A 14,592-nucleotide genomic window follows, 5' to 3' on the forward strand; every position below is an offset into this window, starting at 1 on the left:
CCGGTCCCGACCATGCAACCGGCGTTTAGACCCACCGAAGCCACCCGTCAGGTCTTCATGACCCCGGAACGAAGTGCAGCCACGCAGGGCGTGGCTCTACGGGATGATCCTGTGCACGGACACGTAGTGCCACGCCCTGCGTGGCAACCGCGCGCAGCGCGGCACAAGTCCCCGAAGCCCATCCAATACCGGTCTCGACCATGCAACCGGCGTTTAGACCCACCGAAGCCACCCATCAGGCGTTCATGACCCCGGAACGAAGTGCAGCCACGCAGGGCGTGGCTCTGCACGGACACGTAGTGCCACGCCCTGCGTGGCAACCGCGCGCAGCGCGGCGGTCGTGCACTCAATCCAGGAAATGGCCGCCTTCGATGGCCTTGAACGGCTCGGCCACCACCGCGCGGGGACGCGGATGGTCATGCAGCTGCATGAACCGCTGCGGATCAACCGGGTGGCCGAGCAGATAGCCCTGCAGGTAGTCGCAGCCAAGCCGCTCCAGATACGAGCGCTGGCTGGCGGTTTCCACGCCTTCGGCGACGATGTCCATGTCCAGCGCATGGCCCAGGGCGACGATGGCCGACACGATCACCACGTCTTCCGAACTGTTTTCAAGATCGTGCACGAAGGCGTGGTCGATCTTGATCTCCGTGGCGGGCAGGCGCTTGAGGTAGAGCAGGCTGGAATAGCCGGTGCCGAAGTCATCGATCGAAATGCCCACGCCCAGCCGGGCCAGCGATTGCAGCAGGTGCAGGCTGGCGTCGGTGTCGCGCATGACCGTGCTTTCCGTGATCTCCAGCACCAGCCGGCGCGGCTCGATGCGGTGCGCCTGCAGTACGTCGCGCACTTCCTGGAGCAGGTGCGGGGAGCCGAACTGGATCGGTGAGAGGTTCACCGAGACGGTCCAGCTGTCGTGGCCCGCGTCGTGCCAGAGGCGCAGCTGGCGGCAGGCTTCGTCCAGCGCCCAGCGCCCGATTTCGTTGATGACGCCGCTGCGTTCGGCCAGGCGGATGAAGCGGTCCGGTGGTATCAGCCCCTGTTCGGGGTGACGCCAGCGGATCAGGGCCTCGGCGCCACAGACCTTGTGGCTGCTGACGCGGACTTTCGGCTGGTAGTGCAGGAACAGTTGCGGGGTGCCGATGGCGCGGCGCAGGTCGGCCAGGAGCCTGAACTGCTGCTCGGCGCTGTCGTTCATCCACTCGGCGAACACGACGAACGCGTTGCGGCCCGCTTCCTTGGCCTGGTACATCGCCGCGTCCGCGTTGCTCATCAGCTGGCGCTCGGTGGCGGCGTGGTCGGGACAGATCGCAATGCCGATGCTGGCGGTGACCTGCAACTCGTGGCCCGGCACCAGGGTGCCGGTGCCCACCGCCTGCAGGATGCGGCTGGCCAGGGTGGCCAGGTCCTCATCCGTCTCCATGGGCACCACCATCACGAACTCGTCGCCGCCCAGCCGCGCCAGCACGTCGTTCGGCCGCAGCAGCTTGCGGGTGCGCTCGGCCACGGCGACCAGCAGCGCGTCGCCGGTCTGGTGGCCATAGGCGTCGTTGACCTGCTTGAAGCCGTCCAGGTCCATGAACATCAGCGCGAAGCGGCCGCCGCGCTGCTCGGCATCGACCAGTGCGTGCTCGATATGCTGTTGCAGCAGCAGGCGGTTGGGCAGGTGGGTCAACGGATCGTGCAGCGCGGCCTGGCTCAGTTCCGCATAGGCGTCTTCCAGCGAACTGCGCAGGCGCTGGTTGCGCAGGCGCAGCAGCTGCGCCTGCATGCGCTGGTCGAGCCAGGACACCAGCAGCACCACCGCAAGGATGGCGATGGTGAGCACCATGACGATGGCGGCCAGCCATTGGGTCTGCAGGCCGGTGCCGGCGGCGGCGCCACAGATGCTGCCCTCCGGGAAGCGCGCGGCGGCCATGCCGGTGTAGTGCATGCCGACGATGGCGGTGCCGAGGACGGCGGCGGGAAGCACGCGGTGGCGCAGGCGATGGCCACTGTGGCGGAGGCGGAAGGCGACGAACAGTGCCACCCACGACGCGGCCAGGGCGATCAGGAGCGACAGCGTGAACCAGCCGGGGTGGTAGTCGATGCCCGGCTGCATGCGCATGGCCGCCATGCCGAGGTAATGCATCGCCGCGATGCCGCTGCCCATGAGCAGGGCGCCGAGCGCCAGCCGTGAGTGCGGGAGGGTGGGGCGCGACACCAGCCACAGCGCGAACACCGACGAGGCCATGGCCGACAGCAGTGACACCGTGGTCCAGCCCAGGTCGTAGCCCAATGGGATGGGAAGCCGGAAGGCCAGCATGCCGATGAAGTGCATGGACCAGATGCCCAGCCCCATGGCGCAGCCGCCGCCGAGCAGCCAGAACAGGCTCAGCCGCGGCGTGGCCGCGGTGGTGACTCGATTGGCCATGTCGAGCGCCGTGAATGACGCAAGCATGGCGACCAGCAGCGAAACCACGACCAACCACGGTGTGTAGCTGCCGATGAGCATCAATGACTCTCCCTGGTCAGATCTGCAATCGAAAGATATGGGTGGCGATGCTTTCGAATTCCGCCTCGCTACAGGCAGTGGCCCCCCGCTGCCTGCGCAAATCTACGCCCATTCCCCTGGGGGAACGCAAGGCCCAATTGGCCAAAATTCCGTAGGCAAATTCCGCGACGTGACAATGCGGTGGCGTACTGCCTAGTGGGTCACACCGTCGGCGGCCTGGAACGCGGCGTCGAACATGCGCTGTACCGGCGGACCCATCTCGCCGGCCAGTACGGTGAGCAGGAACATGCCGAGCAGCAGTGCGACCGGCAGCCCGAGCTGGATGGGATTGAGCGCGGGTGCGGCGCGGGCGAGCACGCCGAAGGCAAGATTCACCGCGAGCATGGCGACGGTCAGCGGCAGCGCCAGGGTGAGCGCACCGCGGAAGACCTGCAGCACGAAGGTTGGCGCGGCACTGAGAAATGCATCGATGTCGGGCAACGAAGCACCGATGGGCACGGCCTTGTAGCTGTCCATCAGCAACGAGATCAGCGCGAGGTGGCCGTTGGCGGTGAAGAACAGCAGGCCGAACAACAGGTAGAACCACTGGCCGATCACACCGGAGGTGCCGCCACGCATCGGGTCGCTCATCTGCGCGAACGCAAGGCCGGTGCCCTGCGAAACCAGTTCGCCCGCCATCGCGCCTGCTTCGAAGACGAGCCGCAGCAGGAAGCCGATGGAAATGCCGATCGCCAGCTCACGCGCGATGCTCAGCACGGTGGCCGCGTCGAAGCCGGTCCAGGCCGGCACCGGCGGCAGCATCGGCGAGAGCGCGATGGCCAGCGCGCCCGACAGCATGACCCGCACGCGCGCGGGCACGGCACGGCTGCCGACCAACGGCATCGCCATGATCATGGCGCCGATGCGCAGCATGGTCCACAGCACGGTGCCGATCATGCCGAAGGCGTTGAGCCCGTCGGCGGCCATCTGGGTTGCGGAATCCATCGCGGCCGTCCGCTAACCGATCAGGTGTGGAATGCGCTGGAACAGCAGCGTGGTGTACTCGACCAGATGGCCGATCAACAGGCTGCCCAGTGCGAACAGGACGGCGGTCAATGCCGCCGCCTTGGCAACGAATGCGATGGTGGGTTCGTTGAGCTGGGTGGCGGCCTGGACCACGCCGACGACCACGCCGACAATCAGCACGGTCAGCAGCAGCGGGCCGGCGATCCAGAGCACGGTGATCAGGCCACCGCGCAGTTCAGTGAGGGCAAGTTCGGGGGTCATGTGCGCCTCAGACCGCGTTGAAGCTGGCGGCGAGGGTGCCGACCACCAGCACCCAGCCGTCGACCAGCACGAACAGCAGGATCTTGAACGGCGCGGAGACCAGCATGGGCGAGAGCATCATCATGCCCATCGACATCAGCACGCTGGCCACGACCAGGTCGATGATCACGAATGGAATGAAGATGAGGAAGCCGATCTCGAAGGCGGTCTTCAGTTCGCTGGTGACGAACGAGGCGACCAGCACCGGGAACGGAATCGCATCGGGGCTGGCATAGGTGCCGTGCCCGGCCATGCCGGCGAAGGTCATGAGGTCGGTTTCGCGGATCTGCGCCAGCATGAAGGCGCGCAACGGTTCGGTGGTGAGGCTCCAGGCGGTCTGGAAGTCGATCTCGCCGTTGAGGTAGGGCGCCATGCCGCTGCCCCACGCCTTCTGCCACACCGGCAGCATCACCATGGCGGTGAGGAACAGGGCCAGGCCGAGCAACACCTGGTTGGACGGGGTCTGCCCGGTGCCCAGCGCCTGGCGCAGCAGGCCGAGCACGATGATGATGCGGGTGAACGCGGTGAGCACCAGCAGCATCGACGGGATCAGGGTGATCGCGGTCATCAGCAGCAGGGTCTGCAGCGGCAGGCTCACTGCCTGGCCGCCGATCTTGCCGACATTCACGTCCGGCAGCGGGGTGCCACCGGGCAGGCCGGGTGCGGCCATGGCCAGCGCCGGCAGGGCGCACAGCAGCAGGGTCAGCAGCAACGGCAGGTAACGGGTCCAGGATGCTCGGGGGCCACGCATGATCAGGGTTCCTTGCGCAGCCGCTGTTGCAGCAGCTGGGCGAAATTCGGGAGGTTCTTGAAGTCCGGCAGGCGTGCCGGTTCCGGGGTGGGCAGCGGTTCGGACAGGCGGTGCAGGGTGTTGATGCCGCCGGCGGTGACACCCAGCAGCAGCTGTTCGCCGTTGACGTCGACCACGACCACGCGTTCCTTGGCGCCCACGTTGAGGCTGGCCACCATGCGCAGGCCTTCGGCGGGTTTGAAGCCGCTGCCGGGCATGCGCTTGAGCACCCAGCCCAGGCCGACGATCAAGGCCAGCACGGCCAGCAGGGCCAGCACCGCGCCGAACATGCTCGGTGCGGCGGCGGCGTGCTGGCCCACCTTGGTGGCGGGCGCGCCGGCAGCGATGAGCACCAGGGCGATCAACGCAGTCTCCGGATCCGTTCGCTCGGGCTGACCACGTCGGTCAGGCGCACGCCGAAGCGATCGTTGATGACCACCACTTCGCCGTGGGCGATGAGGGTGCCGTTGACGAACACATCCAGCGATTCACCGGCGCCACGTTCCAGCTCGACGACCGAGCCCTGGTTGAGCTGCAGCAGGTTGCGGATGGGCAGGCGGGCGCGACCGACTTCCAGCGACAGGGTCACCGGCACGTCCAGGATGACGTCCAGGTTCAGATCGGCACCGCCGCTGGTGTCATCGGAATGCAGCGTGGTGAACTGCGCCGGTGCCGGTTCGTTGGTTTCGATGTCGTTCATTGCGGGTCTTCCTGGATTACGGGAACACGCGGGCGGCTGCCCGGCGGATGGGTGGCGGTGATCTTGACGGCGTTCATGCCGTTGGCGACGCCGAACTGGCCGGTGAACACGGGAATGTTCTCGACGCACAGGGGCACCTGCGGCGGCAGGTCGATGGGCAGGATGTCGCCGATCTTGAGTTTGGTCAGGTCGCGCAGGCTCATGCGCTTGGTGGCCAGGACGCTGGACAGGGTGACTTCGGCGATATTCAGCTGCTCGCGCAGCATGGTGCCCCAGCTTTCATCGCGGTCGTTGCGGTCGCTCTGGATACCGGCGTCGAGCAGTTCGCGGATCGGTTCGAGCATGGAGTACGGCAGGGTGACGTGGATGTCGCCGCCACCGCCATCGAGTTCAACATGCAGGCGGCACACGACGACGTATTCGCGCGGGGTCACGATGTTGGCAAAGTGCGGGTTGATCTCGGAGTTGATGTACTCGAGTTCGACATCCATGACCGGTGCCCAGGCTTCGCGCAGGTCGGCGAAGGTCTGCTTGAGCAGAAGGTGGATGACGCGCATTTCGGTGGCGGTGAACTCGCGGCCTTCGATGCGGGTCGGGTAGCGCCCGTCGCCGCCGAAGAAGTTGTCGACGATGGCGAACACGAGGGTGGGTTCGAACACGATCAGGCCGGTACCGCGCAGGGGCTTGAAGCGGATCAGGTTGAGGTTGGTGGGGACGTACAGGGAGTGCATGTAGTCGTTGAACTTGATCAACTCGATGCCGCGCACGGACAATTCGGCGGAGCGGCGGATCAGGTTGAACAGGCCAATGCGCCACAGACGGGCGAAGCGCTCGTTGACCATCTCCAGGGTCGGCATGCGGCCGCGGATGATCCGGTCCTGGCTGGCGAAGTCGTAGTTGCGCGCCTCGCCGGGGGCGATGGCGTCGACGTCGGTTTCGACGGCGCCGGAATCGACGCCATGCAGCAGGGCATCGATCTCGTCCTGGGAAAGCAGGTCATTCATGGCAGGCCCTTACTGGGTGACGAAGCTGGTGAACAGCAGTTCGTCGACGCCCTTGCTGCCGGTCTCGGCCTTGAGCAGTTTCTGCACTTCGGCCAGGGAGTCGGCCTGCAGGCGTTCCTTGCCGGCGCGATCGGCGATCTGGGCCGGTTCGACCTGGGAGAACAGCATGAGCAGCTTGGCGCGGATGGCCGGGGCGTGCAGTTTGATGGCTTCGAGTGCGGCAGGGTCGCGGGTCATGAGCTGCACTTCGACCTGGAGGTAGCGCGGGCCGTCGAAGCTGCTGCTGAGGTTGACGACGAACGGGGGTTCGAGGCCGAAGTACTGGGCGGGGGCGGGCACGGCGGACTTGGCGGCGGCGGGCTTGGCCGGGGACTTCTCGTCGTGGGACTGGGTGAAGTACCAGACGCCGCCACCGGCAGCGCCGGCGGCCAGCACGGCGATGAGCGCCGTGACGAGGAGCGGGCTGCGCGGCTTGGCGGCCTTGTCCTTGTCGGCGGATTTCTTGGTTTTATCGGCGGCTGCGGCCACGAGGGGAAGCTCCATTGGATTGCTTCCTGGCTACATGCAAACGGCGTGCCGAACTGCGACGGTTCTTCGTTGCCGGAAATTTGACGGCGGAGGCGACGGGATTCGACAGTCCATGGGGCGCCGGGCGTCGCCCGGCAGCGGCATGCATTTCGGCGAACAGCGGGTGGCCAGTGGTTCCCCTGGCTTGGCGGGACGGTGCGGGTTTGCGGGGGACGCCGTGAACCGCCCTCCGGGCCCCGGCCCAACCGCCAGCGGTTGGGCGTTCAGTCGCACGCGAGGCAGTGCCTCGCAAGCAGTGCGCCTTCACCCATGGGGGCTTGTAGAAAACATCCATGTTTTCTACACCCCCGCAAACCCGCCCCGACCCGCCTTTGACAGTGTGTCGTTGCCACGGGAAGAAGCGGGAGCATGTCCAAAACAGGATGCATGAAGCGCTCGGACCATCGGCTTTTCCTTTGGCCACCGGTGCACTGTCGAGGGTCGGCCGGGGCGGGTTTGCGGGACCGTAGAAAACATGGATGTTTTCTACGAGCCTACACGGACGTATTCACGGCGTGTCCCGCAAACCCGCACCGGACGGCCCAGCCCGGGGCATGCATCAGCAAAGGGCTGTTCGCCTGAATGCATGAAGCGGCTGGCCAACGGCCAGCTGCCCTGGGGACCTTCGCAAGGATCAGGCGTACGCGTCGACCAGGCCGCGCTGGCGCATCAGCTGTGATGGGGAGACGGTGGTCTCGACCAATCCCACGTCGCCGTCGCCGTTGCCGTGGCCCGCTTGGCCGCCGCCGGCCTTGCCGTCCTGCGCGGTGTGCTGATGGCCGACATCGGCGTTGCCGAGCTGGAAGCCCTGGTCGTTGAGCATTTCACGCAGGCGCGGGATGCTGGATTCGAGGGCGTGGCGGACGTCGGCGTGGGCGCTGCTGAAGCTGGCGTGGACCTTGTCGCCGTCCATCTGCAGGCGGACTTCGATCTGGCCCAGGTCGTGCGGGGTGACCTTGATGACGGCATGGCCGATCTTCTGGTCGGCGAGCCAGCCGACGCGGGCGCTCATGGCGTCGTCGAAGTCGTCGCCACCCACATGCGGGGTGGCGGTGGGGTCGCCACTGAACGGCACGGAGGCGGCGCCGGTCTTGAGTTCGGCGGCGGCGTGCAGGGCGTGCAGGAACGGGGTGGTGGGAGCGTCAGGGTCGGTGGCGGCGATGGCGTCGGCCAGGGCCTTGGGCAGCGCGGTGTCGTCGCTGACCTCGGCGTCGAGCGGCAGCGCGATCGCGCCGGTGGCTGCGGCGCTGTGGGTGGCACCGGCCGGCGCGGCGGCGCCCGCGAGGGCGGGTGCCGCGGGTGCGGTGGAAGGGGGGGCGGGCAGGGTGGTCAGCAGGGGATCGGCCTTGGCCAGGGCGGTGGCGTCGGCGTTGGCAGCGGGGGCGGCGGCCACGGTGACGGCGTCGAGACCGGTCAGGGCGAGGCCGGCCAGGCCCAGCGGGGGCCATGGGGCGGCGTCGGCGTCGTCGGCAGGCTCGGACGCGGCCGGTGTGTCGGTGGCTGCGGCGGTCTGCGCGGTGGACGGTTCGGTGGCGTCGGTGGCGTCGGTGGCATCCTTGGCGCCGGGGCGCTTGGGCGCGTCGCCGGGCGCCGTGTTGCTGGTGTCGGCGCTGCCGGGCTTGCTGGACTTCGCCTTGGCGGGGGTGTCCTTGCCGGCGGAGTCGCCTTTCAGGAGGGCGTCAAAGTCCCGGCGGTCGCTGCCGGCCGCGCTGTCGGGCCGGGCGCTGCTGCCGGTGCTGGTCGAGGCGCTGGCGGACGCGGAGGCGCCAAGCAGGGTGGGGGGCATCACGGCGTCTCTCCGCTGTCGGTGTCGGGGTGCTGCGCCTGGCGGCTGCGGCGGGCGCCCAGGTCGTCCATCTCGCGCTGGTCGCGGCGGTCGACGAGGACCTTCTCCTGTGCCCGGTAGCTGGCGGCCAGCTGTTCGAGCACGGCCTTGTCGCGGCTGGCCAGGATCAGGCGGGCACGTTCGGCCTCGACCTTCTCGCGGTTGCTGTCCACGGTCTGGCTCTGCTGGGCCACGGCGGTGTCCAGGCGGTCGAGGAAGGCGCGGCGGTTGAGCAGCTGCGCCGGGCTGGTGGCCGCCATCTGTGCGTTGGCGTACTCCTCGGCGTAACGGCGCAGTTCTTCCAGCCGCGACAGGTGGGTGTCGAGCGTGCGCTGGCGTTCGGCCAGGTCGCGGGCCACTTCGTCTTCGTGGTCCTGGGCCCGCTTGAGCAGGGGATCGATGCGCTTGGACTGGATCATGGCTTAGTTCTCTCTCTCGACCAGTTGCTTCAGTGCCGCCTGGCTGTGCGGCAGGTCGGCGGCCTTGCCCACGTCCTGGCCAAGGAATTCGACGATGTCCGACCAGCGTTCCAGCGCTTCATCGGTGGCCGGGTCGTTGCCGCGCTGGTAGGCGCCGATGGCGATCAGGTCGCGGTTGCTGGAGTACGCGGACACCAGACGCTTGAGTTTGCGGATGCGCAGGCGCCACGGTTCGTCGGCGATTTCGGTGACCACGCGGCTCACCGACGATTCGACGTCGATGGCGGGATACAGGCCGCTGTCGGCCACGCGGCGCGAGAGCAGGATGTGGCCGTCCAGAATGGCGCGGGCGGCGTCGGCGATCGGATCCTGCGGATCGTCGCCTTCAGTCAGCACGGTGTAGAAGGCGGTGATCGAGCCGCGGCCCTTGGCGCCGTTGCCGGCGCGTTCGACCAGCGCGGGCAGCTTGGCGAACACGGACGGCGGATAGCCGCGGGTGGTCGGCGGTTCGCCTACCGACAGGCCGATTTCGCGCTGGGCCTGGGCGAAACGGGTCAGCGAATCCATCAGCAGCAGCACGTTCAGGCCCTGGTCGCGGAACCATTCGGCGATGGCGGTGGCGCGGTAGGCGCCATGCAGGCGTGCCAGCGGCGGGCGATCGGCGGGACTGGCCACCACCACGGCGCGGCGCAGGCCTTCCTCGCCCAGGGTGCTCTCGACAAAGTCGCGCACTTCGCGGCCACGCTCGCCGATCAGGCCGACCACGATCACGTCGGCGGCGGTGTAGCGGGTCATCATGCCGAGCAGGGTGGACTTGCCGACGCCGGAGCCGGCGAACAGGCCCACGCGCTGGCCGCGGCCGATCGGCAGCAGGGCGTTGATGGCGCGCACGCCGACGTCCAGCGGCTGGGTGATGGGCTCGCGTGCCAGCGGGTTGATCGACACGCCGGCCATGCTGACGGTGCCTTCGGCGCGGATCGGGCCCTTGCCGTCGAGCGGCACGCCGTCGCTGTCGATGACGCGACCCAGCAGGCCCTCGCCGACTTCCACGCCGCCGCGGCCCAGCGACGGCACCACGCGCGCGTTGGGCAGCAGGCCATGCAGCTCGGCGCTGGGCATCAGGTAGGTACGTTCACCGGCGAAGCCGACCACTTCGGCATCGACCCAGCCGCCGTCGGCCACTTCGACCTTGCAGCTGGCGCCCATGGGCGATTCGCAGCCGACCGCTTCCAGGGTCAGGCCGACCGCGCGGCGCAGCACGCCTTCGCGGATCAGGCCACGGCCGTGTGCGCCGTCCGGCTGGATGCCGTCCAGGCGCGCGGCCAGGCGCAGGTTGCGGGCGGCCGACCAGTCGGCGGCGGGCGGGGGCAGGGGGTCGGTATTCATGCGCTGGCTCCGGACTTCCGCAGCACCGCATCCAGCGCGCCGCGCAGGCGCGCCTCGAGGGTGCCGTCGAGGCGGACGGCCTCGGCGTGTACGCGCAGGTCGCCCCGGCTCAGGCTGAGGTCCGGGGTGAGGCGCTGGGTGGGCGACAGCTGCAGCAGCGGGGCGAGTGCGGCGATGTCGTCGGGGTGCAGGCGCACTTCCACTTCGCGATTGGCACCGCCCACGGCATCCACCGCTTCGCCGACCAGCTGCGCGAGCAGGGCCGGGTCGGCCTGGTAGGCACGGCCGACCAGGGTGCCGGCGATGCGCACGGCCAGTTCGCCCAGTGCGGCGACCACTTCATTCTCCAGGCGTACCAGCGGCCGGCTGAAGTTGTCCAGGATGCCTTCGATCTGTGCGATCAGGCGACGCACCTCGGCCTGGCCCTGGGCCTGGCCGTCGGCATGACCCTGCTCGAAGCCGTCCTTTTCCGCCGCGTCCTGGATCGCCTGGATCTCCTCCAGGGTAGGCAGCTGCAGCAGCGGTTCGGGATCGTGTTCGACACCCTCGTCGATGGGGTCGTAGCTGTCGTCCTGCGGGAGTGCAGGTTCGGCCAGCAGGTCCGGGGCAAGCCAGCGCACGGCAGTGTTCACAGCATTGCCTCCGCGTTGCCGCCAATGGTGACGGTGCCCTCATCGGCCATGCGCTTGACGATGGCCAGGATTTCGCGCTGCGCCACTTCCACGTCGGACAGGCGCACCGGACCGCGTGCCTCCATGTCTTCGAGCAGGATTTCGGCGGCGCGCTGGGACATGTTGCGGGTGATCTTGTCGCGCACCTTGATGTCGGCGCCGCGCAGGGCCAGGCCCAGGCGTTCGCCGCTCACTTCGCGCAGCACCAGCTGCAGTTCGCGGTCTTCCAGGTCGATCAGGTCGTCGAACACGAACATCTTTTCCTGGATGCGTGCGCTCAGCGGTGCATCGATGCGCGAGATCTCGCCCAGGATGGCCTGGTCCTGGCCGCTGTCCATGAAGTTGAGGATGTTGGCCGCGCACTGCACGCCGCCGATGTTGGACGACTTGAGGTTCTGGTTGCCGGCGAACTGGCGCTCCATGATCTCGTTGAGCTCGTTCAATGCGTTGGGCGGAATGCCGTCCAGCGTGGCGATGCGCAGCAGCACGTCAACGCGGGTGCGTTCGGGCAGCAGCTTCAGCGCGTCGGCGGCCTGGTCGGTTTCCAGGTGGGCCATCACGATGGCGATGATCTGCGGATGCTCGTTGCGGACCAGGTCGGCCACCGCACGCGGGTCCATCCACTTCAGCGCATCCAGGCCGGTGGTGTTGCGGCCCAGCAGGATGCGGTCGATCAGGTTGCCGGCCTTCTCACTGCCCAGCGCCTGCACCAGCATGTTGCGGATGTAGTCGTCCGAGCCGACGCCCAGCGAGGTCTTGGACCCCAGTTCCGCGTTGAACTGGTCCATGACGCCCTCTACCTGGGCGCGGGTGATGTCGCTCATGGTGGCCATGGCGATACCGATTTTCTGCACTTCCTTGGGCTCCATGTGGCGCAGCACATCGGCCGCCTCCACTTCGCCGAGGGAGAGCAGCAGCACGGCGGCGCGCTGCACGCCGTTGAGGGGGGCGACGTCAGTCATTGGCCACCCAGCCCTTGACGACCTGCGCCACACGCTTCGAATCGGTCTTTACAGCTTCACGCGCCATGCGCAGTCGTTCCTCGTAGGAGTCCACCGGCAGGGCCAACGGCTCATGCCCGGACAGGTTCACACGGTCCGAGCCAAGCGCGGGCAGGCCGTCGCCGTCGTCCACCAGCTGCACGTCGGCGCTGTGCGGTTCCAGGCTGTCGTTGGCGGACGGCTTCTTTGCCTGCCCGGTGATCGAGCGCAGCGCCGGGCGCAGCACGCCGAACACCAGGGCGAGCACCACGATGGCGCCCAGCAGCAGCCGCAGCCCGTCCTGCACCTGCGGCAGTTCCCACCACTTGGGCCCTTCAACCGGGGTGACTTCACGCACGAACGGGGCGTTCATCACCGACACGGTGTCGCCGCGTTCGGCATCGAAGCCCACGGCCTGCTTGACCAGCGCTTCGACGCGGGTGAGCTCGGCCGCCGACAGGGGCTGTTCCACGGTCTTGCCGTTGGCGCCGGGGCGCGGCACGTTGTCCATCAGCACCGCCACCGAAACGCGCTTGATGCGACCGGCCGGCTGGCGGGTGTGCTGCAGGGTGCGGTCCAGCTCGAAGTTGCGGGTGGCATTGCGCGAGGTCTCGGTCGGCGTGGCGGCGGTGGCCGGTGCGGCCGCCGGGCCTGGCGGGGTGTTGCTGGCCGCACCCGGAACACCCTGCGGGCCGGGGGTGCTGGTGCTGTTCTCGCTGGTCTGTTCGCTGCGCAGCTTCTGCGGCTCGCCGTTGTACAGCTCGCGGGCTTCTTCGATCACCGAGAAGTCCATGTCCACGCTGACTTCCGGATTCACCCGGCCGGGGCCGGTCATCGGCTCGAGCAGCTCACGGATGCGCTGGTTGAACGAGGTTTCCTGGCGGCGCACCTGGTCGAACTGAGCGGCGTTCAAGGCCGCTTCGCTGTTCGGGTCGGACACGCTGAGCATGCGCCCGCTCTGGTCGACCACGGTGACGCGCTCGGGCGCGAGGTCGGGAATGCTGGCAGCCACCATGTGCACGATGGCATCGATCTGGCCGCGCTCAAGCTGCTGGCCGCCGCGCAGTTCCAGCACCACCGAGGCGCTGGCCACGTCGCGCTGGCGGGTGAAGGCGCTGGGCTTGGGAATGGCCAGGTGCACGCGCGAATCGCGCACCGGGCGCAGGGTGTTGATGGTGCGCGACAGCTCGGTTTCCAGCGAATGCTGGTAGCGCGCATTTTCCATGAACTGGCTGACGCCGAAGCCCGGGTCGCGTTCCATCAGCTCGAAGCCGAGGCGGCCGCTGTCGGTCAGGCCGGAGCCGGCCAGTTTCAGGCGGGCGTCGTGCAGGTTCTTTTCCGGCACGGTGATGCCGCCGGTGGCCGGGTCCAGTTCGAACGGAATCTGCGCGGCGCGCAGCAGGTCGGTCGCCTCGGCGGTGGCCTTCTGGTCCAGGCCGGTGTACAGCGGCACCATCCCCGGCTTCTGCGACCAGAAGAACACGAACAGGCCTGCCGCAACGGCCACGGCGATCATCGCCATCAGGCCGAGCCGACGGGTGATCTGCAGGCTTTGCAGCCGGTCGAACCACTGGCCCGCCTTTTCGGCGTTCAGGGATTCCTTGGTGAGCGACAGGGCCATGCGTTTCTATCCTTACAGCGGCATGTTCATCACGTCCTGGTAAGCCTGGACGAGACGGTTGCGGACTTCCACGGTGGCGCGGAAGGCGATCTGGGACTGCTGCGAGGCGACCATGACCTTGGCCAGGTCGGCGCCGGGTTCACCCAGCTCGAAGGCGCGGGCGAGGGCGCCGGATTTCTGCTGGGCCTCGTTCACGCCGGCGATCGCGCCGCGCAGGGTCTCGGTGAAGCTCGGGCCCTGGACGTTCTGCGGCGACACCAGGCCCTGCAGGGCATTGGTCTGCGGCGTTTCGGCCAACGGACTGATCGGCTGCCCGACCTGGGTCTGGTAGGAGCGGATCTGGGAAAGGATCGAGGTGACGGAGTGGGACATCTGGAACGTTCCGGCGGTTGGGGGTTTCGAGTGAACACGTTGCAAGTGCCGTGCCGAAACCGCTGAGTGGTTCAGCGATGTCGTGATGGCGGGGCGCGCAGGCCCGAAGTGCAACCGGTTACAGGGCCCGGGCGACGGAATGCGGCTGCGAGGGGCGACGCAGGGCTGGCGCCGGAAGCCCGGCGTCGGGAAACCGTCGCGCAACAAAAGGGGACGGAGGAGGTTAAGCCACAGCGGAAAAAGGGGACGGAGGAGGTTAGGCCACAGCGGCTGCCGGTGGGTCGAGTGCGGGGCCGCCATACCCTTGCCTGCGAATGTCCCCCGGCGTCGGCCTTCGGCCGCCCCCTCCTCCTTTACTTCGCCACAAGGGCATGCCGGCCCCGCACTCGCCCCACCGGCGTTGGCACCGTGACATCCGCTTTTCCCTGCGCACCGCAAGCCGAGCCCCGTCGCGGCCGGTAGGT

The 14,592-nt window shown here is 68.1% G+C and carries 15 protein-coding genes; all 15 read right to left on the reverse strand.

Translation table 11 applies throughout. The features are described from left to right. Positions 1–346 precede the first annotated feature (346 nt). Entirely contained in the window at positions 347–2,488 is a 2,142-nt protein-coding gene (locus tag AC3ITN_RS09285; RefSeq protein WP_489392749.1) for a putative bifunctional diguanylate cyclase/phosphodiesterase, read from the reverse strand. A 192-nt stretch (positions 2,489–2,680) separates the two neighbouring features. Beyond that, positions 2,681–3,472, reverse strand: coding sequence for a flagellar biosynthetic protein FliR (gene fliR, locus AC3ITN_RS09290; protein ID WP_313348467.1), 792 nt, complete (start codon positions 3,470–3,472; stop codon positions 2,681–2,683). A 12-nt stretch (positions 3,473–3,484) separates the two neighbouring features. Beyond that, positions 3,485–3,754 (reverse strand): flagellar biosynthetic protein FliQ, encoded by a 270-nt coding sequence (locus tag AC3ITN_RS09295; protein WP_313348465.1) that lies wholly within the window; start codon positions 3,752–3,754, stop codon positions 3,485–3,487. A gap of 7 nt (positions 3,755–3,761) precedes the next feature. Then, positions 3,762–4,544, reverse strand: a complete 783-nt coding sequence (fliP, locus tag AC3ITN_RS09300; protein ID WP_489392750.1) for a flagellar type III secretion system pore protein FliP — start codon at positions 4,542–4,544, stop codon at positions 3,762–3,764. Positions 4,545–4,546: 2 nt separating this feature from the next. Next, positions 4,547–4,948: a flagellar biosynthetic protein FliO gene (gene fliO / locus AC3ITN_RS09305; RefSeq protein ID WP_489392751.1), complete on the reverse strand. Its 402-nt coding sequence runs from the start codon at positions 4,946–4,948 to the stop codon at positions 4,547–4,549. Continuing rightward, positions 4,945–5,283: a flagellar motor switch protein FliN gene (gene fliN / locus AC3ITN_RS09310; protein WP_313348460.1), complete on the reverse strand. Its 339-nt coding sequence runs from the start codon at positions 5,281–5,283 to the stop codon at positions 4,945–4,947. The genes fliO and fliN overlap by 4 nt, the downstream gene beginning before the upstream one ends. Beyond that, positions 5,280–6,287, reverse strand: a complete 1,008-nt coding sequence (gene fliM, locus AC3ITN_RS09315; protein ID WP_313348458.1) for a flagellar motor switch protein FliM — start codon at positions 6,285–6,287, stop codon at positions 5,280–5,282. Before fliM ends, fliN begins: the two co-directional genes overlap by 4 nt. A gap of 9 nt (positions 6,288–6,296) precedes the next feature. Further along, positions 6,297–6,830, reverse strand: coding sequence for a flagellar basal body-associated FliL family protein (locus tag AC3ITN_RS09320; RefSeq protein WP_313348456.1), 534 nt, complete (start codon positions 6,828–6,830; stop codon positions 6,297–6,299). 658 nt (positions 6,831–7,488) lie between these two features. Further along, on the reverse strand, positions 7,489–8,640 hold the full coding sequence (locus AC3ITN_RS09325) for a flagellar hook-length control protein FliK (protein WP_489392898.1): 1,152 nt from the start codon (positions 8,638–8,640) through the stop codon (positions 7,489–7,491). Beyond that, positions 8,640–9,098 (reverse strand): flagellar export protein FliJ, encoded by a 459-nt coding sequence (fliJ, locus tag AC3ITN_RS09330; protein ID WP_313348454.1) that lies wholly within the window; start codon positions 9,096–9,098, stop codon positions 8,640–8,642. The genes AC3ITN_RS09325 and fliJ overlap by 1 nt, the downstream gene beginning before the upstream one ends. Before the next feature lie 3 nt (positions 9,099–9,101). Next, entirely contained in the window at positions 9,102–10,484 is a 1,383-nt protein-coding gene (locus AC3ITN_RS09335) for a FliI/YscN family ATPase (RefSeq protein WP_489392752.1), read from the reverse strand. After that, a complete protein-coding gene (locus tag AC3ITN_RS09340) occupies positions 10,481–11,116 on the reverse strand; it encodes a FliH/SctL family protein (protein WP_313348451.1) in 636 nt (211 codons plus the stop codon). The genes AC3ITN_RS09335 and AC3ITN_RS09340 overlap by 4 nt, the downstream gene beginning before the upstream one ends. Continuing rightward, positions 11,113–12,117, reverse strand: a complete 1,005-nt coding sequence (gene fliG / locus AC3ITN_RS09345; RefSeq protein ID WP_489392753.1) for a flagellar motor switch protein FliG — start codon at positions 12,115–12,117, stop codon at positions 11,113–11,115. Before fliG ends, AC3ITN_RS09340 begins: the two co-directional genes overlap by 4 nt. Further along, positions 12,110–13,756 carry a flagellar basal-body MS-ring/collar protein FliF gene (gene fliF / locus AC3ITN_RS09350; RefSeq protein WP_313348449.1) on the reverse strand — a complete coding sequence of 549 codons (1,647 nt, stop codon included), beginning with the start codon at positions 13,754–13,756 and terminating at the stop codon, positions 12,110–12,112. The genes fliG and fliF overlap by 8 nt, the downstream gene beginning before the upstream one ends. A 12-nt stretch (positions 13,757–13,768) precedes the next feature. Continuing rightward, positions 13,769–14,128 (reverse strand): flagellar hook-basal body complex protein FliE, encoded by a 360-nt coding sequence (gene fliE, locus AC3ITN_RS09355; RefSeq protein WP_489392754.1) that lies wholly within the window; start codon positions 14,126–14,128, stop codon positions 13,769–13,771. Between the last annotated feature and the right edge of the window lie 464 nt (positions 14,129–14,592).

This window comes from Stenotrophomonas sp. KH_036_B, assembly GCF_057839485.1.

Coding starts and splice junctions, on each gene's coding strand:
- AC3ITN_RS09285 (WP_489392749.1), bottom strand. CDS start 2,488: ATGCTCATCGGCAGCTACACACCGTGGTTGGTCGTGGTTTCGCTGCTG.
- AC3ITN_RS09335 (WP_489392752.1), bottom strand. CDS start 10,484: ATGAATACCGACCCCCTGCCCCCGCCCGCCGCCGACTGGTCGGCCGCC.
- fliF (WP_313348449.1), bottom strand. CDS start 13,756: ATGGCCCTGTCGCTCACCAAGGAATCCCTGAACGCCGAAAAGGCGGGC.
- fliP (WP_489392750.1), bottom strand. CDS start 4,544: ATGCGTGGCCCCCGAGCATCCTGGACCCGTTACCTGCCGTTGCTGCTG.
- fliG (WP_489392753.1), bottom strand. CDS start 12,117: ATGACTGACGTCGCCCCCCTCAACGGCGTGCAGCGCGCCGCCGTGCTG.
- fliM (WP_313348458.1), bottom strand. CDS start 6,287: ATGAATGACCTGCTTTCCCAGGACGAGATCGATGCCCTGCTGCATGGC.
- fliR (WP_313348467.1), bottom strand. CDS start 3,472: ATGGATTCCGCAACCCAGATGGCCGCCGACGGGCTCAACGCCTTCGGC.
- AC3ITN_RS09325 (WP_489392898.1), bottom strand. CDS start 8,640: ATGCCCCCCACCCTGCTTGGCGCCTCCGCGTCCGCCAGCGCCTCGACC.
- fliN (WP_313348460.1), bottom strand. CDS start 5,283: ATGAACGACATCGAAACCAACGAACCGGCACCGGCGCAGTTCACCACG.
- fliJ (WP_313348454.1), bottom strand. CDS start 9,098: ATGATCCAGTCCAAGCGCATCGATCCCCTGCTCAAGCGGGCCCAGGAC.
- fliE (WP_489392754.1), bottom strand. CDS start 14,128: ATGTCCCACTCCGTCACCTCGATCCTTTCCCAGATCCGCTCCTACCAG.
- AC3ITN_RS09295 (WP_313348465.1), bottom strand. CDS start 3,754: ATGACCCCCGAACTTGCCCTCACTGAACTGCGCGGTGGCCTGATCACC.
- AC3ITN_RS09320 (WP_313348456.1), bottom strand. CDS start 6,830: ATGGAGCTTCCCCTCGTGGCCGCAGCCGCCGATAAAACCAAGAAATCC.